The following is a 24,987-nucleotide window of genomic DNA, read 5'->3' on the forward strand; positions in this document are numbered from 1 at the left end:
ACTCTTAAAAATTTCTATTATGATATACCAATAGGTGGTACAACGAGAACTCGTCCTAATTTGGATGGGTTCTTTTTATTTTAATCGAGGGGTGAAAGAATGAAAGTAAAAGACACACTAAATTTAGGTAAAACTAAATTCCCTATGCGTGGTAATTTGCCAAACAAAGAAGCAGAATGGCAAAAGGCTTGGGACGAAAATAAAGTATATGAAAAGCGCCAAAAATTAAATGAAGGTAAACCAACTTTTGAATTGTTAGATGGCCCTCCATTTGCTAATGGTGATATCCATATGGGACATGCACTTAATAAAATCTCAAAAGATATTATCATCAGATATAAATCTATGAATGGTTTCCGTTCACCTTATGTTCCTGGCTGGGATACTCACGGTCTTCCAATTGAACAACAATTGGCTAAGAAGGGTGTTAAACGTAAGGAAATCGGTATGACTGAATACCGTAAAATGTGTCGTGATTTTGCTGAAAATGAGATCAAAAAGCAAATGGCTGGATTCAGACGTTTAGGAGTTTCAGCTGACTGGGCACACCCATATATCACATATCAACCGGAATTTGAAAAAGAAGAAGTTAAAGTCTTTGGTGAAATGGTTGATAAAGGCTATATCTATCGTGGTAAAAAACCTGTTTATTGGTCACCATCATCAGAATCTACTTTGGCTGAAGCTGAAATTGAATATAAAGATATCAAATCACCTTCGATCTTCGTTGCTTTCAAAGTACGTGATGGTAAAGATCTATTAGACAAGGATACTTCATTTATTATCTGGACAACTACTCCATGGACAATGCCATCAAATGAGGCTATCTGTGTAAATCCTAAATTTAATTATGCTTTGATCAAGGCTGACGGTAAAAAATATGTCGTTGCTGAAGAACGTATCAGTTTCTTGAAGGAAACACTTGAATGGGAAAATGTTGAAACTCTAAAGACATTCAAGGGTAGTGAACTTGAAGGCTTAACAGCTACACATCCATTCTATGACCGTGAATCATTACTTATTCTTGGTAATCACGTTACATTAGATGATGGTACTGGTCTAGTTCATACAGCTCCTGGATTTGGTGCTGATGACTTTGTTGTCGGTATGAAATACAAGTTACCTATTTTTTCACCAATCGATGCTCATGGTTGCTTTACTGATGAAGTTCCTGAATATCAGGGTGTCTTCTATGATAAAGCTAACAAGATGATCACTGAACGTATGACAGAAAACGGCTCATTATTGAAGTTGAGTTTCTTCACTCACAGTTATCCACATGACTGGCGTACAAAGAAACCAGTTATTTTCCGTGCTACACCACAATGGTTTGCTTCAATTGACAAATTCAGACCACAATTATTGGCTGAACTTGAAAAGGTAAGTTTCATTCCTGATTGGGGTAAAACTCGTCTTTACAATATGATCCGTGATCGTGGTGATTGGGTAATCTCAAGACAACGTGCCTGGGGTGTTCCACTACCAATCTTCTACGCTGAAAATGGCGAAGCCATTATGACTAAAGAAATTATTGATCATGTAGCAGACTTATTTGGCAAGTATGGTTCAAATGTTTGGTTTGAACGTGATGCTAAAGATCTTCTTCCAGATGGTTATACAAATCCTGCTAGTCCAAATGGTAAATTTACTAAAGAAACAGATATTATGGATGTTTGGTTCGACTCTGGGACAGCACATGCTGGTGTTGCTAAGTTGCGTGATAACTTACAATTCCCAGCTGATTTAGTTCTTGAAGGCTCTGATCAATATCGTGGATGGTTCAACTCATTATTGATCACATCTGTTGCCGCATTTGGTGTTGCTCCTTATAAAGCAATTCTTTCTCAAGGTTTCACACTTGATAAGAACGGCGTTAAGATGAGTAAATCACTTGGTAATGTTATTGCACCATCTGACATTGAAAAACAATTTGGGGCTGAAATTATTCGTCTCTGGGTTGCTTCAGTTGACTCAAGTTCTGACGTTGCTGTATCTGTTGATTCATTCAAACAAGTTTCAGAAACATATCGTAAGATCCGTAATACAATGAGATTTATGCTTGCTAATACAAGCGACTTTGATCCAAAGACAAATCGTGTTGCTTATGAAGATCTTCGTCCAGAAGACAAGTATGTTGCTGTTAAGTTAAATGACCTCGTTAAGACTTTGCACGATGAATATGATGTTTATGATTTTGCTGATGTTACAAAAAATGTCGTTCGTTTCATTACTAATGAAATGTCAACTTTCTATCTCGACTTTGCTAAAGATGTTGTTTATATTGACCCTGAGGATTCACATTCACGTCGTTCAATGCAAACAGTTATCTATGATGCAGTTGTTAAAATTGCTAAATTGATGACACCTATCTTGCCGCATACTATGGAACAAGTTTGGGAATATCTAAAAGAACCAGAAGAATATGTTCAATTAGCTGAATTGCCAGTTGCTGAAGAATTATCCGACGAAGCTGAAATTCATGAAAATTGGAGCAAATTCATGTCATTCCGTGATGATGTTTTGAAGTCACTTGAAGTTGCTCGTACAAACAAGTTGATTGGTAAGTCATTAGAAGCTAAAGTAACTATTTATCCAGATGATGAATTAAAAGCTACTTTAGACAATATTGATAGTAACTTTGGCCAATTGTTGATCGTTTCTCAATTTGAAATCAGTCAAGATGCTGCTCCAGCTGATGCTGACAAGTATGAAGGTGTCAGTGTTCTAGTCGAAAAAGCTGATGGGGATGTATGTCAAAGATGTCGTATGATCAAGACTGACGTCGGTAGTGACTCAAACTTCCCAACATTCTGTTCAAGATGTGCTAAGATTGTTACTGAGGAATATCCTCAAACAATTGAAGAAGGTTTTGAGGGCTAATAAATGTTTCAAGGAAAAATAATTCGTTTTAATAATGAACGTGGATTTGGTTTTGTAAATAATGGAGAAGAAGATATCTTTTTCTTTGCTGATTCTGTTTTGAATCGTGAAGACTTCTTTATCAAGCCAGGTCTTGATGTTGAGTTTGAGATTGCTCCTGGTTTTAAAGGACCACAAGCAATCAATATGACTATACTAGATCCTGAACGAGATGAAGAAAGCGCTGAATAGTGCTTTCTTTTTTTATTGAAATAATTTATCAGGGAGAACGAATATGAACGAAGAATTAAATCCAAAGAGATGGATGGTACTGGTATCCGTTGGTATCTTTACATTAATGGCTACGTTAGATGGTTCAATTGTTAATATCGCATTGCCTGTGATCAGTAATGATCTTAATATTCCGATGAATATGGCCGAATGGATCGTTTCGATCTATTTGGTGACAATTTGTATTTTTCTACTATTATTTGGTAAGCTGGCCGATTCGATCGGAAAAATAAAAGTTTTTAAGACTGGTTCGATCTTATTTATCTTAGGTTCGCTAGTTTGTGGTTTTGGTGTTGATTTACCAATTCTATTGTTTGGTCGTACTATTCAAGCTTTTGGTGCTTCGATGGCGATGGCAACTAACAACGGTATCATCACCCAGACATTTCCTTTGCGAGAACGTGGTTATGCTTTAGGTTATATTGGATCTTTTGTTTCGATAGGATCAATTGCTGGACCCGGTATCGGAGGATTAATATTGTCGCAATTTCATTGGAGTTATATTTTTTGGATCAATCTTCCTATTGGTGCAATTGCGTTGTTACTAGGATATTTGAATTTACCGAAAAAAGAACCTAAGAATCCTGCCAAGTTTGATTATCGCGGCTTTGCAGTATATTTTGTGGCTTTGATATTATTCTTTGCGGCTATCTTTATCGGACAATCAGTTGGATTCGGTAACATTTATATTATTTTAGCTTTTGTTGCCGCAATTCTGTTGTTCTTATGGTTCATTCATCTTCAGAAGAATACAGAACAGCCAATGATTGAATTGAGGATTTTCAAGAATCATGATTTCACATTGGGATTAGTAGTCGGTTTTCTGATTTTTGTAACTAATTTCTTCTTCAATGTGGTCTCGCCATTCTATCTTGAAAATGCTTTGGGTATGAAAGCTTCTATTGCTGGATATGTTTTAATGATGTTCCCAATTGTTCAAGTTATTGTGGCGCCTATTTCTGGTAAAATGTCAGCTAAGATTAATCCGATCCTTTTGACAATTACCGGATTAATGATTCTTGCTATTGCCCAGATTGGATATTTATTCTTTAATGTAAATACAAGTCTTTGGTTTATACTATTATTTATTGGCTTAAATGGATTAGGAAATGGATTGTTCCAAGCTCCTAATAATACGATGATCATGAGCTCAGTTGAACCAAGAGATTTGGGTATTGCTGGTGGATTGAACGCTTTGGCACGTAATATGGGTATGATAATTGGTGTATCAGTTTCAACCACAGTATTATTCTTATCAATGAGCAATTTTTATGGAAAATCAGTTACGACATATGTTGACAATAGACCTGATATCTTTATTGACGGGATGCGTGTTACAATGACATTCGCGTTAGTAATTTGTTTAGTTGCTATAATGATGTCAGTAATTAGGTTAATAAAATCAAGAGGTTTAAAGAATGAATAAAGAAGATTCTAGATATTATGAAGAAGTAGTAGCACAAAAGAGAGTATTTGGCGGGAAAATTATTAATGTTGATGTTGAACAAGTTGTCTTGCCTAATGGAGTTCCAGCAATTCGTGAAGTAGTTAAACACCATGGAGCTGTGGCAATCATTCCCTTTACAGATGATGGAAAAATGATTTTTGTACGTCAATGGCGTGCACCATTAGATCAAGAGACACTTGAAATTCCAGCCGGTAAAATTGATCCTGACGAAGGTAGTGACTTAGAAGAAGTCGCTCTACGTGAAATGAATGAGGAGTTGGGTCTAACAACAGATCACTTAGAAAAGGTCACGGCATTTTTTGCTAGTCCTGGATATTCAAATGAAAAGCTAACAATGTTTAAAGCTGATAATTTAAAAGAAGTTGAATTCAAGCGCCCACTTGATCAAGATGAGTTTCTAAATGTTGAGAAATTGACACTTGAAGAAGCTAAAAAACAAGTTAAGACCGGCGTTATCTGTGACTCCAAATCAATTTATGCTATTACTTATTGGGAGTTATTAAATGCTAAATAACCTTGTATCTAAAATTAAAGGTGTCTTTTCTAAATCTGATAAATCTGAATACGATTCAGTAGTGCCGGCTGATCAGGTTGAAAGAAGACAACAAGAACTAAGGGATCAAGAGAGACAACGTGCCGAAGAAGAGTATCGACAGACGCATCCTGATCAAATTATGCAAGAAAAAATGGAATCATTTGAAAATAAGACAAATAAATTGAAAAAAAAGCTAAATATTGCGATTATTACAGTGTTTGGCTTAATAGTCATTGTATTTTTAATTTTATTTTTTATATAAAGGAGAACTGTTAAATGAAAATTGGCGTAATCGTTCCGATGGAAGAGGAAATCAAATTACTGAGAGAATCTCTGAGTGACGTGACTAAAGATGAAGTTGCCGGAGTCGAAGTTACAATTGGCTCATATAAGAACCATCAAGTTTATCTTGCTAAGAGTGGCATTGGTAAAGTTCAAGCCGGAATGACAGCGACAATTATTAATGATCGTTATCAACCTGAGTTTGTCGTTAACACTGGATCAGCCGGTGGTATCGGTGAAGGTTTGAAAATTGGGGATGTTGTGATTTCAAGTAAGTTGGCTTATCACGATGCTGACGCAACTGGTTTTGGATACAAAATGGGTCAATTGCCTGAACAACCATTATTCTTTGAAGCAGATTCATTCTATGTTGATGAAATTGCTAAAGCTGCTAAGAAGTCAAACTTGGTTTCCCATGTTGGCGTTATTGTAACTGGAGACCAATTTATTGACGGAAAAGAAAAAATTGCTACAATTAAAAAGTCGTTCCCAGATGCACTAGCTTCCGAAATGGAAGGTGCAGCTGTAGCACAAGTATGTACGCAATTTAAGACACCATTCGTTGTTATTCGTTCAATGAGTGATGTTGGTGATGAAGATGCAAGTGTCAACTTTGATGACTTTGTTATTCAAGCCGGCAAGAAGTCAGTTGAAATGTTATTGAACTTCTTAGATCAAGAGTAGAGGGGATTTTTAAATTGGAGTTTACTTATTTGGATAATGCTGCCACGACACCAATGGCTAAAGAAGTCGTTGATGTTATTTCTGAACAAATGGCAGATAATTTTGGGAATGCATCGGCAACTAATTATTTTGGTCGTCAAGCACGCAAAGTGTTAGATGAAAGTCGTCATACAATTGCCCAAAGTATCAATGCTAAAGATTCAGAAATTGTTTTTACAAGTGGTGGTACTGAAAGTGACAATACTGCAGTTATTGAAACTGCTTTATCACGTCAAAATCTAGGTAAACATATTATTACTACGGCTATTGAGCATGAAGCTATTCTTAAACCAATGAAGTATTTGGAGTCATTAGGCTTTAAGATCACTTATTTGATGCCCAATGAACGTGGTGAAGTTACAGTCGATCAAGTGAAAGATGCTTTAACAGATGATACTATTTTAGTTTCGATCATGTACGGAAATAATGAAGTAGGTTCACGAAACCCCATTAAAGAAATTGGTGAATTGTTAAAAGATCATCAAGCATTTTTCCATACTGATGCCGTTCAGGCTTATGGTCAAGAAACTATCGATGTTAAAGATCAACACATAGATATGATGTCAACATCTGCTCATAAAATTAATGGTCCGAAGTTTATCGGTTTCCTTTATATTAATGAAAAGATCGATATTCCTTCCTTTATTAAGGGAGGCGACCAAGAAACGAAACGTCGTGCCGGGACTGAGAACGTTCCAGCTATTGCAGGTTTTGCTAAAGCGGTAGAATTGATTACTCCTGAAGTTAAAACTGCCCGTCGTGAACGTTATTTTGGTTTCAAACAACAGATTCAAGAAATTTTAAAAGATAATAATATTAAATTTGAGGTCAATGGTCCAAAGGACATCAATGCCTTGAATCACGTCTTTAATCTCTATCTGCCAGGGATAAATCGTGGCGTATTGTTAACTAGATTGGATCTGGAATATTTCGCCGTTTCTGGTGGTTCTGCATGTACCGCTGGGAGTCTTGAACCTTCGCATGTTCTTGTCGCTATGTACGGTAAAGATAGCCCTAAAATTGATGATTCGATCAGAATCAGCTTTGGTAAAGATAATACAGCTGAAGAAATTACTAATTTTTCTAATAAATTAGTTTCAATTGTTAAAGACTTGACTAATTAGTTAAATTTCTTCAAAATTAATTTAACTAAGCTTAGGGGGTTTTTACTATGAGTACAAAAGTACAAGTTTTAGGTGATAAAGATTTCTATGAAATCAATCCTGAAATTAAAAAATACGCACTATTAGATGTTGGTTTTCAAGAAACTAAACAAGGTAATTTCCGCCTTGAACGTCCAATTAATGGTAATTCACCATATGATGCTCGTTATGTCTTGAAGATTACCATCAACAAAGATTTTGATAATCTTAAAATGGCTACAACGGATAAAAGTGGTCTACATAATTTAAATATTTTTAAATCAAAGAACACGGCTCAAGAAGTTGAAGATTTCAGATATTTAATGAACTTTTTAATAGAAAAAAACATTTTAGTTAAGAGATAGAGGTTTTTAATATGGATAATGCAAAAAAGCGCGTCGTTGTTGGAATGAGTGGAGGAGTGGACTCATCAGTTAGTGCTCTTTTGTTAAAACAACAAGGATATGAGGTTATCGGTGTCTTCATGAAAAATTGGGACGATACAGATGATTCTGGAGTATGTACTGCCACAGAGGATTATGAGGATGTAGCAAAGGTTGCCAACAAGATTGGTATTCCTTACTACTCAGTTAACTTTGAGAAGGAGTACTGGGATCGTGTATTCCAATATTTCTTGGCTGAATATCGTAAAGGTAGAACACCTAACCCTGATGTTATGTGTAATAAGGAAGTTAAGTTCAAGGCTTTCTTAGATTATGCTGAGAAGTTAAATGCCGATTACATTGCTATGGGTCACTATGCACAATCGTTCCGTGATGATAACGGTGTTGTACATTTACTTCGTGGTGGAGATGCTAACAAGGATCAGACTTATTTCCTAAGTACTGTACAACAGCATCAACTACAAAAGGCTTTGTTCCCAATCGGTGGAATGCAAAAGTCTGAGGTTCGTCGTATTGCTGAAGAGGCTGGACTTTCAACTGCTAAAAAGAAGGATTCTACTGGTGTATGTTTCATCGGTGAGAGAAACTTCAGAAAGTTCCTTGGTGAGTTTTTGCCAGCCCAAGCTGGAACAATGATGACACCAGATGGTGAAGTTAAGGGTAAGCATGCTGGTTTGATGTATTATACAATTGGTCAAAGATCAGGACTTGGAATTGGCGGAAATGGTAAGTCAAACGAGCCATGGTTCGTTGTTGGTAAGGATATGTCTAAGAACATTCTTTATGTAGACCAAGGATATGATAATCCAAGACTTTATGCAGATCATTTGGATGCATCAGACTTGTCATTTATCACAGGTTTAGATTATGGTGATGAGTTCCACTGCACAGCCAAGTTTAGATATCGTCAACAAGATACAGGTGTTACTGTTCATGTTTTAGATGATGGTAAGGTAACTGTTGATTTTGACAATCCAGTACGTGCTATTACACCTGGACAAGAAGTTGTCTTCTATGATGGTGAGGAGTGTCTTGGTGGAGCTACAATTGATGCAGCTTACATGGCATCTAAGAAGCTACAATATATCTAGTAAGCGCAGAGGTTTACTTATTGTAAATGTGTTTAAATAAGGCATGTCAGTGTTTTATGCTAGTTTTTAGTTGAATATAAAGTGTCCCTTAGGTTATACAGATTTGTATACTTAGGGGGCTTTTTTTATTTTGAATGAAAAAGTATTACTATATAATCTCTTATGCAATATAGCCGGAGATCCAGTGATAATGGAGTTGAACAGTGGTCCTCTGTTCTTAACTCTATGAACGATTCTGAAATTTGCGTAAGCAAAACTCAAAATCGAGATTCAAGACTTTGACTTGAATCGGTCCCATTGCAGACACAATTTTGCTCTTTATCGTAGGTGGAAAATACACCTGTAACTTGAAAATAACCTTAAAAATCATCATAATAGTAATTAATTAACTTTGTAAGGTGAATAAATTATGGAATTGTACTTTGTCAGACATGGAAAGACCGAATGGAATTTAGAGGGAAAATATCAAGGCGGTCACGGTGATTCGCCACTATTACCAGAAAGTATGGAAGATATTAAATTATTAGCCAAAAGGTTGAATGATGTTAATATCGCTAATGCATATACAAGTCCATTGCCACGTGCCAAAACAACTGCTGAAACTTTGATTTCAGATATGAATCAAACAGTTACTTTGACTGTTGTAGATGGTTTGAGGGAATTTGACCTTGGCATTATGGAAGGTCAAAAGTTTGTTAAATTGGAAAAAGAGATGCCAGAGGTTATTCACGCATTTAGATATGAACCGATCGATTATGATTCAGATCGTATTAAAGGTGAATCTTTTGAAGAAGTAGCTAAACGTACAACTGCCGCAGTTAAAAAAATTGTTTCAGAGAATGATGAAAATGCATCTATTGTAATCGTCAGTCATGGGGCCGCTTTGGTAACTTTGATTCAATCGTTATTGGGAACTAAGATCGCTGATATTAGAAAAGATGGCGGTTTATCTAATACAAGTCTGACACATTTACAATATAGTAATGATGAATTCAAACTTATTAAATGGAATGAAACAGGATACTTACACAAGAAGTTGGAAAGTACCGATACTATTTGAGGTATTAAATGGATAAGAAAGCAGAAAAATTATTTAAAAATGGCGATAAAGAAGCTGCCATTAAAGAAATCGTCAATGAATTAAATCGTGATCATCATCAACTAGATAAGATTTTACAGTTATCAGCTTATTTGGTTGAGGCTGGTGATCTGGAACAAGCTGAGGAACTTTTAACAAAGTCTTTGGCCCTTTTTGATGAGAATAAAGATATTCGCTATAATTTAGGGAATGTTTACTTTTTAGCAAATAAATATGACAAAGCTAGTGAGATTTTTTCTAAATTGATTCAAGATGATTACGGATTTGAAGCTTACTTTATGGAAGCTAAAACTCTTGATGAACAAGGTAAAAAGCAAATGGCCATCGTTTATGCATTGACTGCCGTTGAAAAAAATCCTAAAGATCTCGCATCAGTTGAATTAATGGCTGATTTATTATTAGCTAACGGTAATTTCTCTGAAGCCAAAAAATATTATCAAGATGCAATTTCATTAAAGCCTAAAGCAAAGTATTATTTTAATTCAGCTTTATGCGCGATGAATTTAAAAGAAAATTATCAAACATATTTGGAGCAATCAAAAAAAATTGATCCTAAATATTTTGCTGAAAATGAAAAGAAATTATCTAATTTACAAAAATATTTAACTGAAACAGGAGATAGCAATGGCAGACGATAAAGAATATTTTGTTGGTACTGTCAAAGCTATTTTTTTTGAGAATCCAGAAAATCTATTCAAAATTTTTACGATCAAAATAAAAAAGACTAATACTGATTGGGACGGCACTGATATTGTCGTAACCGGTAGTTTTGGCAATATTTCAGAAGAAGAAGAGTATAAATTTGAAGGTCGCATGGTTGACCATCCTAAATATGGCAAGCAATTTCAGGCTGATACTTATCAGCATAGCCGGCCTAGTGGCAAAAAAGAATTGATCAGTTTTTTTTCTAGTGATGAGTTTCCGGGTATTGGTAAGAAGAAGGCTGAGAAAATTGTTGATACATTAGGTGAAAATGCTATCGACAAGATTTTGCAAGATCCTAATGCATTGGATTTTCTAAAATTGGGTGAAGAAAAAACTAACTTGATTGTGGAACAAATATCTAAAAATCATCAAACTGAACAAGTATTATATCAGTTGAGCAACTTTGGATTTGGTAACACTTTGAGTGCCCGAATCTATCAAAAATATGGAGTAAATACTTTAGAAAAAATAACTGAAGATCCGTATCGATTAGTGACTGATGTCAAGGGTGTCGGTTTTAAGCGAGCTGACGAATTGGCCAAGAATTTAAATATTCCACTTGATGATCCTCGAAGAATCAAAGGAGCTTTGATTCAATTGGTAACAGTATTGAATAATTCAACTGGCGATACTTTGATCGAACAGGATGATTTATTTAAACGTGCCATAGCAATTCTACGTTCAGATAATAATCTTGATGAATTAAAGACAAAAATTGCCGATGGATTGAAATCATTAGTCAACGACGGCGTCTTGATGTCTGAAGAAGGCAAAGTTTATGAAAAGTCACTGTATGAAGCTGAATGGTCAATTTCACAATCTTTGAAAATGATTACCGACACTTATAAAGGTGTTGAATGGAGTGACAAGGCTTTTTCCAAAGAATTAAGAAAGATCGAAAAATCATTCAAAGTTGAGTATGATCCATCACAAGAAAAAGCTATCAAGCAATCACTGACTCACTCGGTATTTCTATTGACTGGTGGTCCTGGTACTGGTAAGACAACAATTATCAACGGAATCGTTGCAGCTTATGCAAAGCTAAATGATGAAACACTTGATCCTGCTTCTGAAGATTATTCGATTGCTTTGGCAGCACCCACGGGTCGAGCGGCTAAACATATGGGTGAAGCAACTGGCTTACCGGCTATGACGATCCATCGTTTGTTAGGATTGACAGGAACCGAAGATGATGAATTTGCGGAGCCGACTCTTAATTGTAAATTGTTGATCATTGATGAGATGTCGATGGTTGATACTAAGTTATTTAAGACACTGATTGATGCCGTTCAACCAGGGACACAGGTTGTGCTTGTTGGAGATAAAGATCAGTTGCCCTCAGTTGGACCAGGTCAAATATTCTCTGATTTGATCAATAGTCAAATATTCTCGACCGTTATTCTAAAGGACATTCATAGACAAGATGAGGATTCAACAATTATTCAGCTTGCCCATGATATTAATGAGGGAAGAGTAGCTGATGAGGTTTTCCAAAATCGTTCCGATCGTAGTTTTATCGAATGTACAAGTAGAAATGTACCGGAAGTTTTATCACAAATCGTTAGTAAGTCGAGTGAACGTGGATTCGATATAGCTGATGTACAAGTTTTAGCTCCGATGTATCGTGGTGTTGCTGGGATCGATAATCTTAATTCAACGATTCAAGATGTAGTTAATCCCATGGCTGAAAAACGTAAAGAAGTTCTAATGGGAAATATCCATTATCGTATCAATGATAAAGTAGTTTATTTGGTCAATACTCCGGAAGATAATGTTTTCAATGGTGAAATCGGTAAAATTATTGGGATAATTTTGTCCAAGGAAAGTGCCGATCATGTGGATCAATTGGTAATTGATTTTGATGGAAATGAAGTTACTCTTGATCGTAAAGACTGGACCAATATTGCTTTGGCATACTGTACTTCGATTCATAAAGCGCAAGGCTCTGAGTTTGAAATGGTTATTCTACCGTTAGTTAACGAAGAATCACGTATGTTACGCCGTAATTTACTGTACACGGCGATTACACGTTCTAAGCGTCTACTTATCATGGTAGGTAATAGAAGTGCTTTTGAACGCTCGATAACTGATGAATCGGCAGAAAGAAATACTACGCTGAAGAAACGACTATTCACCGCCTTTAAAATTAAAGATACACCAGAAGAAAAAGTTGAAGAGGAATCGGAAGATATAGTTGAACCAGACTATCGTTTGACGTTAGACATGGTCATGAACAATTCCATAGATCCGATGATTGGGATGGAAAATATCACACCGTTTGACTTTAATGATCGCGAAACAGTAAATTAATACAAAATATGGAAATACTTTTATTTACATTGACAATTCCTTTATACAAGACTTATACTAAAAAAGTTATAGTTAATTATAGGGGGATTTTTTAATATGGTTGAGAGTAATAGATTGAGTCCAAATCAAGACTTTTCAGTAAGTCTTGTTGCACCGTGGGTTAAGGGAAATATCTTTGTTGATAGAAACTTTTTGCACGTTAACATTCAAAACACAGTTTTGTTTGGTCTAATTCCTGCAGGTAAACAAAAGGACACATCACCATTAGATAATCTATCTAATGTTTATACTTCATCAGAATATAAGATCGGTAGATTGTTCTTAGGAGCACTACTTATTCTTGGGGGATTGTTCACATTTAGCAATTCGGTTTTGATGGCCTTGATTTTAGTTCTAATTGGAGTAGGTATTGGCGGAAGTGGAATATTAACCGTTTTTTCATATGAACGTTCAGGTATTGAAAAGAAAGTTTACTTACCTTTCTTTGAAGCAAGTCATGCACAAGAATTAGAAGAACAAGTAATTCAAGCTTTAGGTAAGTATCAAGATGATAGAAATGTGTCACATGGAGCAAACAAAATTACTGACGCAATTAATAATAAATAAAAAAGTGATTGTTTTTTTAATTTAACAAAAAGAAGTTGCATCACACCTAATCCTAAAGGCGTGGTACAACTTCTTTTTTGTAACTATATAAATCATTTTAAATGAGTTGGAAAATATGTGAATATTTACCAGTTGTGCGGAACAGCAGGTAAATTTTCTCATACTTGGAGACGGCAAATCTTAAATATTACTCCCAAAAACGGAATCTGTTTGATAACCCCAATAGGCGGGATCTTTATAAGTAAAGGCATATTCAAGAATGGTACCTTTAACATTGGGTAAATAAGTTTTTCTTCTCTGATACATAAATACTGGATATTGTTTGTGATTGAAATAATTTAGAATACTTTCATCATCAAGCATCTCAACTGTTGTTCTTTGTGAATATGGTAGTTTGTAAGGATCGATTCCCGAATCTTCACGTATCCGCTGGTAAACGGAGTCGAAGTTATGCAGATCGATCAAAGCTTCTTTTGAAATATATTGGGAATTGATGTAGTTAACGGTATATTGAACCACTTCATCACCAATATAACGTAGACGTTTGATCTCGAAGTATTGAGATTTGGAATCGATTTTTAGGATCTCTTGGATATTTTTTTGATTGTTTTCTTGGGCTGAAAGAACTTTTACACCTTCAGTATTACCGTTTGACATATTTAGGTCAGTCAATAGGACAACACTACGATGGTTTTCTTTGGCGACAAAAGTACCCTTACCCTTGATCCGGGTAACTTTATTATTTTGCTGCAAGTCGTTGAGGACCTTTACAGCTGTGGTAGAACTGACTTCAAAACGTTTACAGATATCAGATTCACTGTAAAATTTGTCACCTTGGTTGAATGAACCATGGTTAAGCTCGTCAGTTAAAATTTCGATAATTTCTTGATATTTAGGTGTGAGCAATTAAATTCCTCCCTGTTTAGAATTCAACTTTTGCCACGCGGACAATTAAGTCAGTTCCATACTTAAAACCAGTTGCATCAATAGTTAGCATATCATTGTTTTGGGTGAAACTTAACTTTTCTTTGTTATCTAACCAGGAAATTTTCTTTGCTTTTTTATTAATACCAGTAAATGAACGTGGATTGACACCTTCACCACCTAAAACGACGTTGCTATTACCAACGATTTTTAGATCGAAAATGAAGAGATATGTATTTTTACCATCTGAAAGTGCAAAATCTTTCATTTGGTAACCTGATTTAATATCAGTGGGGCGTGCTTCATAAATAGCTTGGCTATTATGATCCATCCAAAGTCCGATAAATTTCATATATTCTTTGGAAATGATAGGAATCTCCCCAGTTCCAGTTAATCCGATATTTATCAGAATATTAGCACCGATATCTCTGGCATGGCAAATCGTTTCGATAACTTCACGAGGTGATTTAAAGTTGATATCTGATTTGGCAAAACCCCAGTGTTGGTTTAAAGTCAATGAAATCTCCCCAGCAACGTATTTTTGTCCATCATCACCATGATTGATTGAGTCCGGTGTACCACGTTCGTAAGTAACCGCGTCAATTTCGGGATTAATGATTTTACCACGGTTTTTAAGACCAGTGTTATTTATGATCATAGCATCAGGTTGATATTTACGAATGGTTCCATAAAGATCGTCCAGATGCCAGTCGGCATCTTTTTTATTCCAGTTACCATCAAACCAGAATCCACCGATCGAGCCGTAATTCTTGGAAAGTATTTCAACCGACTTACGTAAATATTCCAGATATTTATTAAAGTCATTTTCGTATAGAGGATTGTGCCAGTCATAAGTTGCCATATATAAGAAAGGTTTAATGTCGTATTTATGACAAGCGTCAACAAACTCTTTGATGAGATCTCGTTTGGCCAAACTATGTATGGCATCAAAATTGCTTAATCCTTGACTATCATAGAGGAAAAATCCTTCATGGTGTTTGGCAGTTAGGACGATATATTTTGCACCCATAGATTTAGCCTGTTGAACGATTTTTTCTGCATCAAAATCTTTAGCGGAAAAAGTATCAGCTAATTTTTCATATTTTTCTTTATTGATACCATGGATAAATTCAGTCCATTCACCTTGGCTTAATTGTGAATATAGACCCCAGTGAATGAATAGTCCTAATCCTAAATCTTCGTAATTTTTGATTCTTTTTAAAGGAACGTTCATGTTGATCCTCCTTAGTTGAGTAATTCACTCAATCTTATCATCATTAAGTTAACACATTAAGATATACTAATTCAAGTAGTAAGGAAAATGGTAAAGACCTTTATACCAGGACTTAAATGAATTTTAAGATTTATTGTAATCGTTTACCTAATGTGTTAGACTTATCCCGAAATAGGTTAATGTACTAAGTAAATAATTTAGATGGTGGTGAGAAGCAATGTACGTATTATCAAGTCATGGTAATTATGCTAAAGAGACTTTGAAGAGCTGTGAAATGATCACAGGAGAATTAACTGATTTTGCAACGATCTCTTTCCATGATCCTATGGGTGTGAATGATATGGTGAGTGAGTATGACAAACTATATAGTAGTAACACGTCGGATACATTCAACATAATTACTGATATTAAGAATGGTACTCCAGCAAATTCGGCAATTCTGTTTAAATCAGAACATGATGATGTACGAGTATTCGCAGGATTATCATTGAGTTTAGTTTTGACAATAGCAACGGGAACTCCTATCGAGGAAGCACTTAAAGAAAATCGGGAAGTTTTAACTGAAATCGATCCTCAAAAGGAAATTGCTAAGAAACAAGAAACTAGTGAGATCAATAATCCAGAGGTTGATGCAACTTCAACTAAAGACCCAATTGTTAATGTCAGAGTTGACGCACGTTTGATCCATGGTCAAGTCGCAACAATGTGGACTAGAAAGCTCAATGCAACTAGGATCATGGTTATTGATAATGAAATTGTAAAGAGCGACGTACAAAAGATGACCTTGAAAACGGCCGTTCCCAGAGGCGTACATCTAAGTATCCTGACTAGTCAGGGTGCTGCAAAGAGATTAAAGGATAAAAAATATCAAGGACAAAGAGTCTTTATTTTAGTTAGAGATCCCAAAGTCTTACAAGAATTGGTTGAACAAGGTGTAAAAATTGAATCGATCAATGTTGGTAATATGTCGATGTCAGAAAATGCCCGTCAAATTGCCAAAAGTGTTGCTGTAACGGATTCAGATGAAACCGTATTTGAATATCTATCTAATCAAAATGTTGATCTTTATCATCAAATGGTACCAAATGATAATAAACAGGAATTTATGAATTTATTGAAAAAGGGGCGTAAATAATCATGACAATAGTTTGGTGGCAAATACTATTATTAACAGCCTTAGCCTTCTGGATGATCATTGATCAGATCACCGTTGGTATTTTATGCAATTATCCATTATTGATCGGGTTCGTTGCCGGAATAATTATGAGCGATATTAAAACAGGTTTAGTCGTCGGTGCCACGTTACAATTGATGGTTTTAGGTGTTGGTACATATGGTGGTGCCAGTATGCCGGACTTTATGACTGGTGCCATTATTGGTACAGCATATGCTGTAATGACTGGAAAGGGTATTGATTTTGCGATTGGATTAGCTGTTCCAGTTGGACTTTTAATGGTTCAACTTGATGTTTTAGCACGTTTCATCAATACGTTCTTCTTACATCGAGTTGATAAACATATCGCCGAGGGTGATACAAAAAATGTTGCCAGAAATATTGTTTACGGTGTATTTCCATGGGGATTATCAAGAGCTGTACCTGTTTTCATTATGTTGATCGTTGGTAATAATGTGGTTTCGAAGATTGTTGAATGGATGCCACAATGGCTCTCAAATGGCTTAAATGTCGCTGGTGGAATTTTACCAGTCGTCGGTATTGCAATTCTGTTGAGATTCTTACCTACGAAGAAATTTATCGCATATTTGATCGTTGGATTTATTGCTGCAGCATACTTGAAGATGCCAATGTTAGGTGTTGCACTACTTGGCCTCGCATTAGCCATCATGTACTACAAGCAAAATGATAATAGCGATAATAATAAATCACAATCTCAAGACGATGGAGGCGTGGAAAATGAACTCGGCGAATACGAAAACTAAGATCACGAAGAAAGATCTTTTTAAAGCAAATTGGCGCTGGCTTTGGTCCAGTCAGATCTGTTGGAATTATGAAAGAATGATGTCAACTGGATATCTTTATACGATGTTACCAACATTGAAAAAATTATATCCAGATGATGATGATTTGATTGAAATGATGAAGACACATAACCAATTCTTCAATACCAATGCCTATGTCGGTGGTTTCATTGTCGGCATGGATATGGCTATTGAGGAAAAGGAAGGTACCAAAGCTAAAGATACCGTTGCTGGTTTAAAGACTGGTTTAATGGGACCATTTGCTGGTGTTGGTGATACGATTGTTGGGGTTATTTTGCCAACTATCTTTGGTTCCATTGGTGCTTATATGGGGTTAAAGGGTAATCCGATCGGTGCTATTATCTGGTTACTCGTAAACTTCGCAGTATTGTTCTTGAGATTTACTTTGTTACCTTTGGGTTATGCCCAAGGTGAAAAGTTGATTTATGCCGCCGGTGATAAACTAAACCGTATCACCGACGCAGCCATCCTTCTTGGTGTAACAGTTGTAGGAGCCTTGATACCTACAGTTGTTTCCGCCAAAGTTCCCTTAGTCTTCCAAAGTGGTAAAGTTACTTTGAAGGCTCAATCTGTATTGAATCAAATCATGCCATCACTAGTTCCAGTACTATTAGTTGCACTTTGCTATTGGTTATTAGGAAAGAAAAAGATGAATTCAACACGTTTGATCGTCTGTGTACTAATAGGTGGAATCATTCTTGGTGGTTTTGGAATTTTGAGTAAATAACAGAAAAAAAGATAGTCGATACTTTTTAATAAGTATCGACTATCTTTTTTACTATTTTTCAATTGGTAACCAGAAAGGATGTGATGAAACTTCAAAGTTTATTTCAAATTCTTGTGGTTTTAATTCCTCGCCATCCATTTGACCATATTCGTCATGTAAACTACTCAAAGTAAACGACTTGGTTTGTGTGTGCCAGACATTTTCATCTTGTAAATGTGATCCATTGGTTAATAGTTTGCTGAAAAGTTTAACAAAGGTCATTCCCGTGATCTTATTGACAACGACTAGATCAAGCTTGCCATCAAAAGGGGTCGCCAGAGGATCGATCGCCACACCACCACCAAAATAGGGATGATTAGTTGCTGAAACAATATAGGCTTGATCGAATTTTTTGATACCATCGTCGGTTATCACTGTTAATGGAAAAGCACCTTGTTCTTTGATTACTTTCACTAAACTTGAAACGTAGGCTAAAGTGCCCAATTTCATCTTATTTAGAAAGTCTTTTCTCTTAGAGTGATTGGTCGTATAGACCGTGTTAGCGTCAAGTCCAATGCCAATATTATTTACAAAATACTTTGTCTGTTTAGGAAAAGTAGCTTTACCGATATCAATTAAACGTGGATTTTCCATCGATAAAATATCTTGTAATAAAATCAGAGGCTTAATATGATGCAGTTTAATACCACGACTAAAGTCATTGCCAGATCCGGCTGGAATATAGGCTAATGGCGTGTTAGGATTCTTGGAATTCTTAACACCATTGACAGACTGATTAAGAGTTCCATCACCACCGAGTACTAGTATCTTAGTATTTACTTCCAAATGGTCTGCAAGTTCTTGAGCAATTCTGACACCATCACCATTTTTTTGGGTGGTGTGAATTTGAAAGTCAATATCATTCTTTTTAAGAAAGTGTTTGATAGTTTTCCATATTCGTAATGATTCACCATTACCAGCTTTGCGATTTAAAATTATTTCCAGTTTGTTAATTTTCGTCATAATAAACCCCTTAAAAAATAAAAAAGCAGATCAAATTGATCTGCTTAGATAGAAGTGGAAATTATCATTGGTAAAATCACAGGATTTCTGGCTGTACGTTTGTATAGAAATTCTTGCAATCCTTCAATTATAATTCGTTTCAATGATGCTTCAGTAACTTTTTCCTCATTATCAAAGGCACTTTTAATTAAATGGAAGACACGTTTTTGAGCTTGATTGATCAACTCGCCTGATTCACGCATATAAACAAATCCACGTGATAGAATGTCAGGTCCAGCAAGTACAATATGTTTTTGATAGTCAATAGTAGCAACTACTACAACCATACCTTCTTCAGAAAGTACTTGTCGATCATGGATAACTACATTACCAATATCGCCGACACCTTTGCCGTCAACATAAACGTCTCCAGCAGGGATGTGTCCAGCGACATGAGCTGAATCTTTAGTTAATGCTAAAACATCGCCATTTTCTAGTAGGAAAGAGTGGTCCATTGGCACATCACATAAAGCAGCTAATTCAGTATGGATCTTCAACATTCTGTATTCACCGTGAATTGGCATAAAGAATTTAGGCTTCATTAATCGAAGCATTAATTCCTGTTCAGTTTGACCACCATGACCAGAAGCATGGATGTTGTTTACTTTACCATGGATAACCTCTGCACCAGCTTCAGAAAGTTGGTTGATCAAGTGATTGACACTAATTGTGTTACCAGGAATAGGGTTACTTGAGAAAATAACCGTATCACCAGGTTGAATACTGATCTGTCTATGTGTACCATTAGCAATTCTACTTAAAGCAGCTAATGGTTCACCTTGTGATCCTGTACAAAGGATCAAAGTTTCATTTGCTGGAGTTTTGTTCAATTCATGTGGGTCGATGATCATATCATCAGGAATATTTAAATAGCCTAATTCGCGACCATTGGCAATTGCCGATTCCATACTTCGGCCAAATACAGCAATTTTTCGACCTTGTTGCATGGCAGCGTCAACCGCTTGCGATACACGATAAATATTAGAAGCAAAGGTAGCAAAGATGATCCTTCCTTCAATTGTTTCAAATATTTGGTGAATTGTTAGTCCAACTGATCTTTCAGATTTTGAAAATGTTGGTATTTCAGCATTTGTACTATCAGATAGTAGACATAAAACTCCATCTGATCCCAACTTTGCCATTTTTTGTAAGTTTGGAGCAGGCAATCCAGCTACTGGTGTAAGGTCGAACTTAAAGTCACCAGTTTCTACGATAGTACCTTGGGGCGTTTGAACTGCAACACCTAAAGTATCAGGGATAGAGTGAGTTGTTCTGAAGAATGAAACACTAGTTTTTGGAAATTTAATAACAGTATCTTCTTCAATGGGATACATTTTAGTAGTTCTGAGCAAACCATGTTCTTCAAGTTTACCTTTTATTAAAGCACAGGCTAATGGACCGGCGTATATAGGAATGTTAGGTAACTTTTGAAGTAAGAAGGGAATACCACCAATATGATCTTCATGACCATGGGTAATAAATAGTCCCTTAATTTTGTCTTGGTTTTGAACGAGATAGCTGTAATCAGAAATAACATAGTCAATTCCTAACAGTTCATCTTCTGGAAACTTAATTCCGGCATCAATAACGATCAATTCATCCTGATATTGAACACCGTACATATTTTTACCGATTTCGCCAAGGCCCCCGATGGCAAAAACAGCAACTTCGTTATTTTTAACTTTAAACGACATTAACTAAAACTCCGTGAGCTTGTATGAAGGGTCTTTTTGCTCGTATTCCAAGTGTTTTTCGTCAAGCTCCTGAATGAATTCGATATGGTACTTTGTATTTTTTTCTACTGTTTCACGAACCTCGATACTTGAGTCAGCATTCATGTATAGTGACTTAGTAAATTCACGACGGGGGTTATCTAGTTCGCTTTCTTGATATAAAACTTTATAAATCAAATTGGTTTCTCCTTTAATGTTTATTAACGAAACAGGTCAGCTTCGTTTATTAATTTCTTGTCCATTAAACGTGCAATAATACAGATGACACCAGTGTAACATAGAACCAGTTTCAAGTATACTTAGCGCTGTTCTACGAGATTACTACAGTACTTGGATCGAGTTCGAATGGTTCTTTTTTGTCGATCTTGTCGTAGTATAAATGTCCGTTTAAATGATCGATTTCATGTTGGCAAACAATCGCAGGGTAATCTCTAACACGAAGTGTTTGAGAATTTCCATCGAAGTCATCATATTTGATCGTAATCCGATCTGAACGAGGTACGAATCCAGGTACATCTTTGTCAACAGAGAGGCAACCTTCACCTTCAGATAGAGCGGCATTTTGTACTGAATTTCTGACGATAACAGGGTTTATCAAGGTGATTTTAAGTTGTGGTTTGTCAGATCCATCTTCTGCAGGCACCAAAACTGATGCCATCATTTTAGAAACGCCAACTTGAGGAGCAGCTAAACCGACACCGGCACGTAACTGATGCTTTTCGGCAATTTTTTCATCTTGACTGTTGATCAGATATTCCATCATGTCAGCAGCTAGTTTCTTGTCTTCATCACTCAATGGGAATTCGACTTTTTGAGATACTTTTCTTAATACAGGGTCACCATCGCGAACGATGTCTTTCATTAAATACATAATTTCCTCCAGATATTTAGATTTGAGTTATATCAGTACTTCTATTATAAATTATTTTACGTTAAAAAATGAAATATAACTTAAATTACTTTACAAAATTACTTTATCAGACTGAATTCTATTAGTTAAGACGTTTCTTTACACCTTTAATAGGAAGTTTATTTGTGAGACAGTTTTTCTTGTGGAGAAAGGTGTCATATTCTCAAAAATAATTTTTGGGGTTTTACTTTAAAACTTTCAGAAAGGAAATTTTTGATAGCTGTTTTTTAATTAATTGTAAGAGAGCACCGTCAAAAGTACTCGTGAAATGTTTATAGAATGTTCTGACAGTGAATTATTGATGAATTACCCTTAATTTCAATAGCATCGATGATCCCTTGACGATATTTGTTTTATAGACACGACTAATGATGGTTATCAATTCGAAAAATAGTTGTCTGACACATGGACGTAATGACAATAAAAAATAATTTTTTTATTTTATTATTAATATTGAACAAAAAAATGATAATTGTGAATCAAATAACTAGATAAAGATTTTTGGATGACTGATATAAAAGGTACTTAATCATATTTTAAAAAAACTTTCACTTTTAAGCTGTCAAATGTGAGTAAATGAACTTAGTTGCCACAGCTTGAAGAATCGTGATAAGATTAGCTCGCACACCGATGTAACCGTTTTCAGCAGAACTAAAGGGGAATATACTTATGAACAAAACTGAGAAAGAACGGATTGTCGAGGAGGAGCAAAAAGATGCTTCTCCCGTAATAATTCAGCTCGGGATTTTTGCTGCGGTATTGTTTGTATCCAATATTTTATCTGTGATAATGCCGAAAGCATTTCCAGTACCAGTGCCAGTCTGGGGTTTGATAATCCTATACGTTCTTTTAACGACACATGTAGTTAAATTACACCAGGTTGAAAAGCTATCTGGCTTTTTGATCGGGATTATCGGAGTTTTCTTTGTCCCATCTGGTATTCAGATGTACAAAAGTTTGGATCTAATTAAGGAGGATGGAATTACTTTAATCATTGCGATTATCGCTTCGACGATAATATTATTGATAACTGTAACCTTTACTGCGAGACTTTTTATTTCTATTAGTAAAAAAATTAGAAACAGGAGGGCATGATATATGCAGTTTATCAATAATACATTCTTTGGAATATTTGTTTCAGTGGCAGTTTATTTAATTGGGCTCTACTTATTTAACAGGTTTAATAATTTTTTCTTATTTCAACCACTGTTCGTCGGAATGATTTTAGGCATTTTTGTACTATGGATTTTAGAACAAACGATGGGAGTTTCTTCTACTGTAATATATGATGCTTTTTGGCATGGAGGTAAAGACAACTTCATCGGCGCCAATTTATTATTCTGGTTCTTAGGACCAGCTACAATATCTTTTGCAGTTCCACTATATAAACGAAATGATATTGTCAAAGATTATTGGGTCGAAATACTACTATCTTTAATAGTAGGTTTATTCATCAGTTTGGTCATTATTTACTTAATGTGCAGAGCTCTCAATTTGAGTGATTCTGAAATTGCTTCATTATTACCACAATCAGCAACAACCGCCATTGCTTTACCACTTTCAACTAGTATTGGCGGTATACCAGCTATTACTGCTATGACGGTAATTTTAAATTCGGTGATTGTATTAGCGATAGGGGATCAGCTTGTTAAATGGTTGAAACTTGATACTGACCCTATTGGTATTGGATTAGGTTTAGGTACTTCTGGACATACGATCGGTTCGGCCAAAGCTGTTAAGCTTGGTTCCATAGAAGGAGCAATGGCGTCAATTGCCGTCATTGTCGTGGGAATTGTAACCAATATTGTTGTTCCATTATTTGCACGATTGATTGGTTTAAAATAATTTTTTTCTAAGGAGATTGTTATGAAGCTTATTGACTACGGTGTAAGAGAAGATGAAATGCAATATATAAAGGATTGGTCAAAAGAAAACGATATTGAAGTTGAAATCGTTTCTGACCTTTTAACTGCAGAAACTATTGAAGCTGCTAAAGGATTCGATGGTGTTGTGGCATATCAACAACTCCCATATGATCCAATTATTTTCGACAAGATGAATGAATATGGTATTCATGTTATTTCATTGAGAAATGTCGGGACAGATAATTTACCTATTGATGCACTTATAAAAAACGATATTAGACTTACAAATGTTCCAAGCTATTCCCCAGAAGCTATTGCCGAGTATTCGGTAACAGGATTGATGGCATTACTAAGAAGTATGAAATCTATGATTAGAAAAGTAGATAACCATGACTTCAGATGGGCACCAGATATCGGTAGAGAACTAAATTCTCTTACTGTTGGTGTTGCTGGTACCGGAAGAATTGGTCGTGCCGCAATTAAAATTTATCAAGGTTTTGGGGCAAAAGTTATTGCTTATGATAAATTTCACAATTCAGAACTCGAGGAGCAAGGCATGTACGTTGATAGCCTTGACGAACTCCTAAAGAATTCAGATGTTGTAACGCTTCATTTACCTAGTCTTGGTAAGGGCAATACTGTCATCAATAAGGATACTATTTCAGAAATGAAAGACGGTGCCATTGTTGTCAATACTGGACGTGGAGATTTGATCAAGACAAAAGACCTCTATGATGCAGTAGAAAGCGGTAAATTAGCCGGATCTGTTCTTGATGTTTACGAAAACGAGGTTGGTATTTTCAACAGCGACCTTTCCAATAGTGAACTTAATGATGACCTACTAGAAGCAATGATCAAACATCCTAAATTTATCATCACACCTCATATTGCCTTTTACACTACTAGGGCAGTAAAGAACATGGCTACAATTTCACTAGATTCTATGGTAGAAGAACTTCAAAATGGTACCTCTAAAAATGAAATTAAACTAGGAAAATAGTTAATTAATTCACAAAGATTTAACCGGAAATTTTTTATTG

Annotated in this window: 25 protein-coding genes; 19 read left to right on the top strand and 6 right to left on the bottom strand. The window is 35.6% G+C overall.

The window, feature by feature from the left end; genetic code table 11:
- Positions 1–99 precede the first annotated feature (99 nt).
- The 13 genes from ileS to EKM60_RS04025 all read left to right on the top strand — a co-directional run bounded on the left by ileS (position 100) and on the right by EKM60_RS04025 (position 13,515).
- Complete coding sequence (ileS, locus tag EKM60_RS03965) at positions 100–2,880, top strand: isoleucine--tRNA ligase (protein ID WP_125712670.1); 2,781 nt, start codon at positions 100–102, stop codon at positions 2,878–2,880.
- A 3-nt stretch (positions 2,881–2,883) separates the two neighbouring features.
- Positions 2,884–3,111, top strand: coding sequence for a cold-shock protein (locus EKM60_RS03970; protein ID WP_125712672.1), 228 nt, complete (start codon positions 2,884–2,886; stop codon positions 3,109–3,111).
- A 43-nt stretch (positions 3,112–3,154) separates the two neighbouring features.
- Positions 3,155–4,576, top strand: a complete 1,422-nt coding sequence (locus tag EKM60_RS03975) for an MFS transporter (protein ID WP_125712674.1) — start codon at positions 3,155–3,157, stop codon at positions 4,574–4,576.
- On the top strand, positions 4,569–5,132 hold the full coding sequence (locus EKM60_RS03980; protein WP_125712676.1) for an NUDIX hydrolase: 564 nt from the start codon (positions 4,569–4,571) through the stop codon (positions 5,130–5,132). Before EKM60_RS03975 ends, EKM60_RS03980 begins: the two co-directional genes overlap by 8 nt.
- Complete coding sequence (locus EKM60_RS03985; protein ID WP_225426995.1) at positions 5,122–5,415, top strand: hypothetical protein; 294 nt, start codon at positions 5,122–5,124, stop codon at positions 5,413–5,415. The genes EKM60_RS03980 and EKM60_RS03985 overlap by 11 nt, the downstream gene beginning before the upstream one ends.
- Before the next feature lie 14 nt (positions 5,416–5,429).
- Positions 5,430–6,119, top strand: a complete 690-nt coding sequence (locus EKM60_RS03990) for a 5'-methylthioadenosine/adenosylhomocysteine nucleosidase (protein WP_125712678.1) — start codon at positions 5,430–5,432, stop codon at positions 6,117–6,119.
- A 14-nt stretch (positions 6,120–6,133) separates the two neighbouring features.
- Positions 6,134–7,282 (top strand): cysteine desulfurase family protein, encoded by a 1,149-nt coding sequence (locus tag EKM60_RS03995; protein ID WP_125712680.1) that lies wholly within the window; start codon positions 6,134–6,136, stop codon positions 7,280–7,282.
- 47 nt (positions 7,283–7,329) lie between these two features.
- Positions 7,330–7,665 carry a hypothetical protein gene (locus EKM60_RS04000; RefSeq protein WP_125712682.1) on the top strand — a complete coding sequence of 112 codons (336 nt, stop codon included), beginning with the start codon at positions 7,330–7,332 and terminating at the stop codon, positions 7,663–7,665.
- An 11-nt stretch (positions 7,666–7,676) separates the two neighbouring features.
- Entirely contained in the window at positions 7,677–8,795 is a 1,119-nt protein-coding gene (mnmA, locus tag EKM60_RS04005; protein WP_125712684.1) for a tRNA 2-thiouridine(34) synthase MnmA, read from the top strand.
- A 406-nt stretch (positions 8,796–9,201) separates the two neighbouring features.
- Positions 9,202–9,855: a histidine phosphatase family protein gene (locus tag EKM60_RS04010; protein WP_164508314.1), complete on the top strand. Its 654-nt coding sequence runs from the start codon at positions 9,202–9,204 to the stop codon at positions 9,853–9,855.
- Positions 9,856–9,863: 8 nt separating this feature from the next.
- The gene (locus EKM60_RS04015) at positions 9,864–10,532 is read left to right on the top strand and encodes a tetratricopeptide repeat protein (RefSeq protein ID WP_125712688.1); all 669 of its coding nucleotides are present in this window, start codon (positions 9,864–9,866) and stop codon (positions 10,530–10,532) included.
- On the top strand, positions 10,519–12,909 hold the full coding sequence (recD2, locus tag EKM60_RS04020; protein ID WP_125712690.1) for an SF1B family DNA helicase RecD2: 2,391 nt from the start codon (positions 10,519–10,521) through the stop codon (positions 12,907–12,909). The genes EKM60_RS04015 and recD2 overlap by 14 nt, the downstream gene beginning before the upstream one ends.
- A gap of 96 nt (positions 12,910–13,005) precedes the next feature.
- Complete coding sequence (locus EKM60_RS04025; protein ID WP_125712692.1) at positions 13,006–13,515, top strand: DUF2892 domain-containing protein; 510 nt, start codon at positions 13,006–13,008, stop codon at positions 13,513–13,515.
- Positions 13,516–13,695: 180 nt separating this feature from the next.
- On the opposite strand, the gene EKM60_RS04030 is transcribed toward EKM60_RS04025, so the two are convergent.
- Entirely contained in the window at positions 13,696–14,421 is a 726-nt protein-coding gene (locus EKM60_RS04030; protein ID WP_125712694.1) for a GntR family transcriptional regulator, read from the bottom strand.
- A 16-nt stretch (positions 14,422–14,437) separates the two neighbouring features.
- Positions 14,438–15,673: an alpha-L-fucosidase gene (locus EKM60_RS04035; RefSeq protein ID WP_125712696.1), complete on the bottom strand. Its 1,236-nt coding sequence runs from the start codon at positions 15,671–15,673 to the stop codon at positions 14,438–14,440.
- A gap of 217 nt (positions 15,674–15,890) precedes the next feature.
- On the opposite strand from EKM60_RS04035, the gene EKM60_RS04040 reads away from it, so the two are divergent.
- The 3 genes from EKM60_RS04040 to EKM60_RS04050 are packed head-to-tail and all read left to right on the top strand — an operon-like array spanning position 15,891 to position 18,398.
- Positions 15,891–16,808, top strand: coding sequence for a PTS mannose/fructose/sorbose transporter subunit IIAB (locus EKM60_RS04040; protein ID WP_125712699.1), 918 nt, complete (start codon positions 15,891–15,893; stop codon positions 16,806–16,808).
- A gap of 2 nt (positions 16,809–16,810) precedes the next feature.
- Positions 16,811–17,611 (top strand): PTS mannose/fructose/sorbose/N-acetylgalactosamine transporter subunit IIC, encoded by an 801-nt coding sequence (locus EKM60_RS04045; RefSeq protein WP_125712701.1) that lies wholly within the window; start codon positions 16,811–16,813, stop codon positions 17,609–17,611.
- Positions 17,586–18,398, top strand: a complete 813-nt coding sequence (locus EKM60_RS04050; RefSeq protein ID WP_125712703.1) for a PTS system mannose/fructose/sorbose family transporter subunit IID — start codon at positions 17,586–17,588, stop codon at positions 18,396–18,398. The genes EKM60_RS04045 and EKM60_RS04050 overlap by 26 nt, the downstream gene beginning before the upstream one ends.
- Positions 18,399–18,449: 51 nt before the next feature.
- On the opposite strand, the gene EKM60_RS04055 is transcribed toward EKM60_RS04050, so the two are convergent.
- The 4 genes from EKM60_RS04055 to def form a co-directional block, all read right to left on the bottom strand.
- Positions 18,450–19,400, bottom strand: coding sequence for a diacylglycerol/lipid kinase family protein (locus tag EKM60_RS04055; protein ID WP_125712705.1), 951 nt, complete (start codon positions 19,398–19,400; stop codon positions 18,450–18,452).
- Between the two features lie 44 nt (positions 19,401–19,444).
- Positions 19,445–21,133 carry a ribonuclease J1 gene (gene rnjA / locus EKM60_RS04060; protein ID WP_125712707.1) on the bottom strand — a complete coding sequence of 563 codons (1,689 nt, stop codon included), beginning with the start codon at positions 21,131–21,133 and terminating at the stop codon, positions 19,445–19,447.
- A gap of 3 nt (positions 21,134–21,136) precedes the next feature.
- The gene (locus EKM60_RS04065) at positions 21,137–21,349 is read right to left on the bottom strand and encodes a DNA-directed RNA polymerase subunit epsilon (protein WP_125712709.1); all 213 of its coding nucleotides are present in this window, start codon (positions 21,347–21,349) and stop codon (positions 21,137–21,139) included.
- 133 nt (positions 21,350–21,482) lie between these two features.
- On the bottom strand, positions 21,483–22,043 hold the full coding sequence (gene def, locus EKM60_RS04070; protein WP_125712711.1) for a peptide deformylase: 561 nt from the start codon (positions 22,041–22,043) through the stop codon (positions 21,483–21,485).
- A 708-nt stretch (positions 22,044–22,751) separates the two neighbouring features.
- Between def and EKM60_RS04075 the strand changes: the two genes are divergently transcribed.
- Genes EKM60_RS04075 through EKM60_RS04085 form a run of 3 tightly spaced genes read left to right on the top strand, consistent with a single transcriptional unit; the run spans position 22,752 to position 24,947 of the window.
- Positions 22,752–23,177 carry a CidA/LrgA family protein gene (locus tag EKM60_RS04075; protein WP_125712713.1) on the top strand — a complete coding sequence of 142 codons (426 nt, stop codon included), beginning with the start codon at positions 22,752–22,754 and terminating at the stop codon, positions 23,175–23,177.
- A gap of 3 nt (positions 23,178–23,180) precedes the next feature.
- A complete protein-coding gene (locus tag EKM60_RS04080; RefSeq protein ID WP_125712715.1) occupies positions 23,181–23,927 on the top strand; it encodes an LrgB family protein in 747 nt (248 codons plus the stop codon).
- A 21-nt stretch (positions 23,928–23,948) separates the two neighbouring features.
- On the top strand, positions 23,949–24,947 hold the full coding sequence (locus EKM60_RS04085) for a D-2-hydroxyacid dehydrogenase (RefSeq protein WP_125712717.1): 999 nt from the start codon (positions 23,949–23,951) through the stop codon (positions 24,945–24,947).
- Positions 24,948–24,987: the final 40 nt, after the last annotated feature.

This window comes from Companilactobacillus kedongensis (genome assembly GCF_003946625.1).
Lineage (GTDB): Bacteria > Bacillota > Bacilli > Lactobacillales > Lactobacillaceae > Companilactobacillus > Companilactobacillus kedongensis.

Bases quoted from the DNA above. Each gene is read 5' to 3' on its own strand.
- EKM60_RS03980 (WP_125712676.1), top strand. From the start codon at position 4,569: ATGAATAAAGAAGATTCTAGATATTATGAAGAAGTAGTAGCACAAAAG.
- EKM60_RS04015 (WP_125712688.1), top strand. From the start codon at position 9,864: ATGGATAAGAAAGCAGAAAAATTATTTAAAAATGGCGATAAAGAAGCT.
- EKM60_RS04040 (WP_125712699.1), top strand. From the start codon at position 15,891: ATGTACGTATTATCAAGTCATGGTAATTATGCTAAAGAGACTTTGAAG.
- EKM60_RS04055 (WP_125712705.1), bottom strand. From the start codon at position 19,400: ATGACGAAAATTAACAAACTGGAAATAATTTTAAATCGCAAAGCTGGT.
- recD2 (WP_125712690.1), top strand. From the start codon at position 10,519: ATGGCAGACGATAAAGAATATTTTGTTGGTACTGTCAAAGCTATTTTT.
- EKM60_RS04080 (WP_125712715.1), top strand. From the start codon at position 23,181: ATGCAGTTTATCAATAATACATTCTTTGGAATATTTGTTTCAGTGGCA.
- EKM60_RS04035 (WP_125712696.1), bottom strand. From the start codon at position 15,673: ATGAACGTTCCTTTAAAAAGAATCAAAAATTACGAAGATTTAGGATTA.
- EKM60_RS04000 (WP_125712682.1), top strand. From the start codon at position 7,330: ATGAGTACAAAAGTACAAGTTTTAGGTGATAAAGATTTCTATGAAATC.
- rnjA (WP_125712707.1), bottom strand. From the start codon at position 21,133: ATGTCGTTTAAAGTTAAAAATAACGAAGTTGCTGTTTTTGCCATCGGG.
- mnmA (WP_125712684.1), top strand. From the start codon at position 7,677: ATGGATAATGCAAAAAAGCGCGTCGTTGTTGGAATGAGTGGAGGAGTG.
- EKM60_RS04045 (WP_125712701.1), top strand. From the start codon at position 16,811: ATGACAATAGTTTGGTGGCAAATACTATTATTAACAGCCTTAGCCTTC.
- def (WP_125712711.1), bottom strand. From the start codon at position 22,043: ATGTATTTAATGAAAGACATCGTTCGCGATGGTGACCCTGTATTAAGA.
- EKM60_RS03975 (WP_125712674.1), top strand. From the start codon at position 3,155: ATGAACGAAGAATTAAATCCAAAGAGATGGATGGTACTGGTATCCGTT.
- EKM60_RS04050 (WP_125712703.1), top strand. From the start codon at position 17,586: ATGAACTCGGCGAATACGAAAACTAAGATCACGAAGAAAGATCTTTTT.
- EKM60_RS04025 (WP_125712692.1), top strand. From the start codon at position 13,006: ATGGTTGAGAGTAATAGATTGAGTCCAAATCAAGACTTTTCAGTAAGT.
- EKM60_RS04085 (WP_125712717.1), top strand. From the start codon at position 23,949: ATGAAGCTTATTGACTACGGTGTAAGAGAAGATGAAATGCAATATATA.
- ileS (WP_125712670.1), top strand. From the start codon at position 100: ATGAAAGTAAAAGACACACTAAATTTAGGTAAAACTAAATTCCCTATG.
- EKM60_RS03985 (WP_225426995.1), top strand. From the start codon at position 5,122: ATGCTAAATAACCTTGTATCTAAAATTAAAGGTGTCTTTTCTAAATCT.
- EKM60_RS04075 (WP_125712713.1), top strand. From the start codon at position 22,752: ATGAACAAAACTGAGAAAGAACGGATTGTCGAGGAGGAGCAAAAAGAT.
- EKM60_RS03990 (WP_125712678.1), top strand. From the start codon at position 5,430: ATGAAAATTGGCGTAATCGTTCCGATGGAAGAGGAAATCAAATTACTG.
- EKM60_RS03970 (WP_125712672.1), top strand. From the start codon at position 2,884: ATGTTTCAAGGAAAAATAATTCGTTTTAATAATGAACGTGGATTTGGT.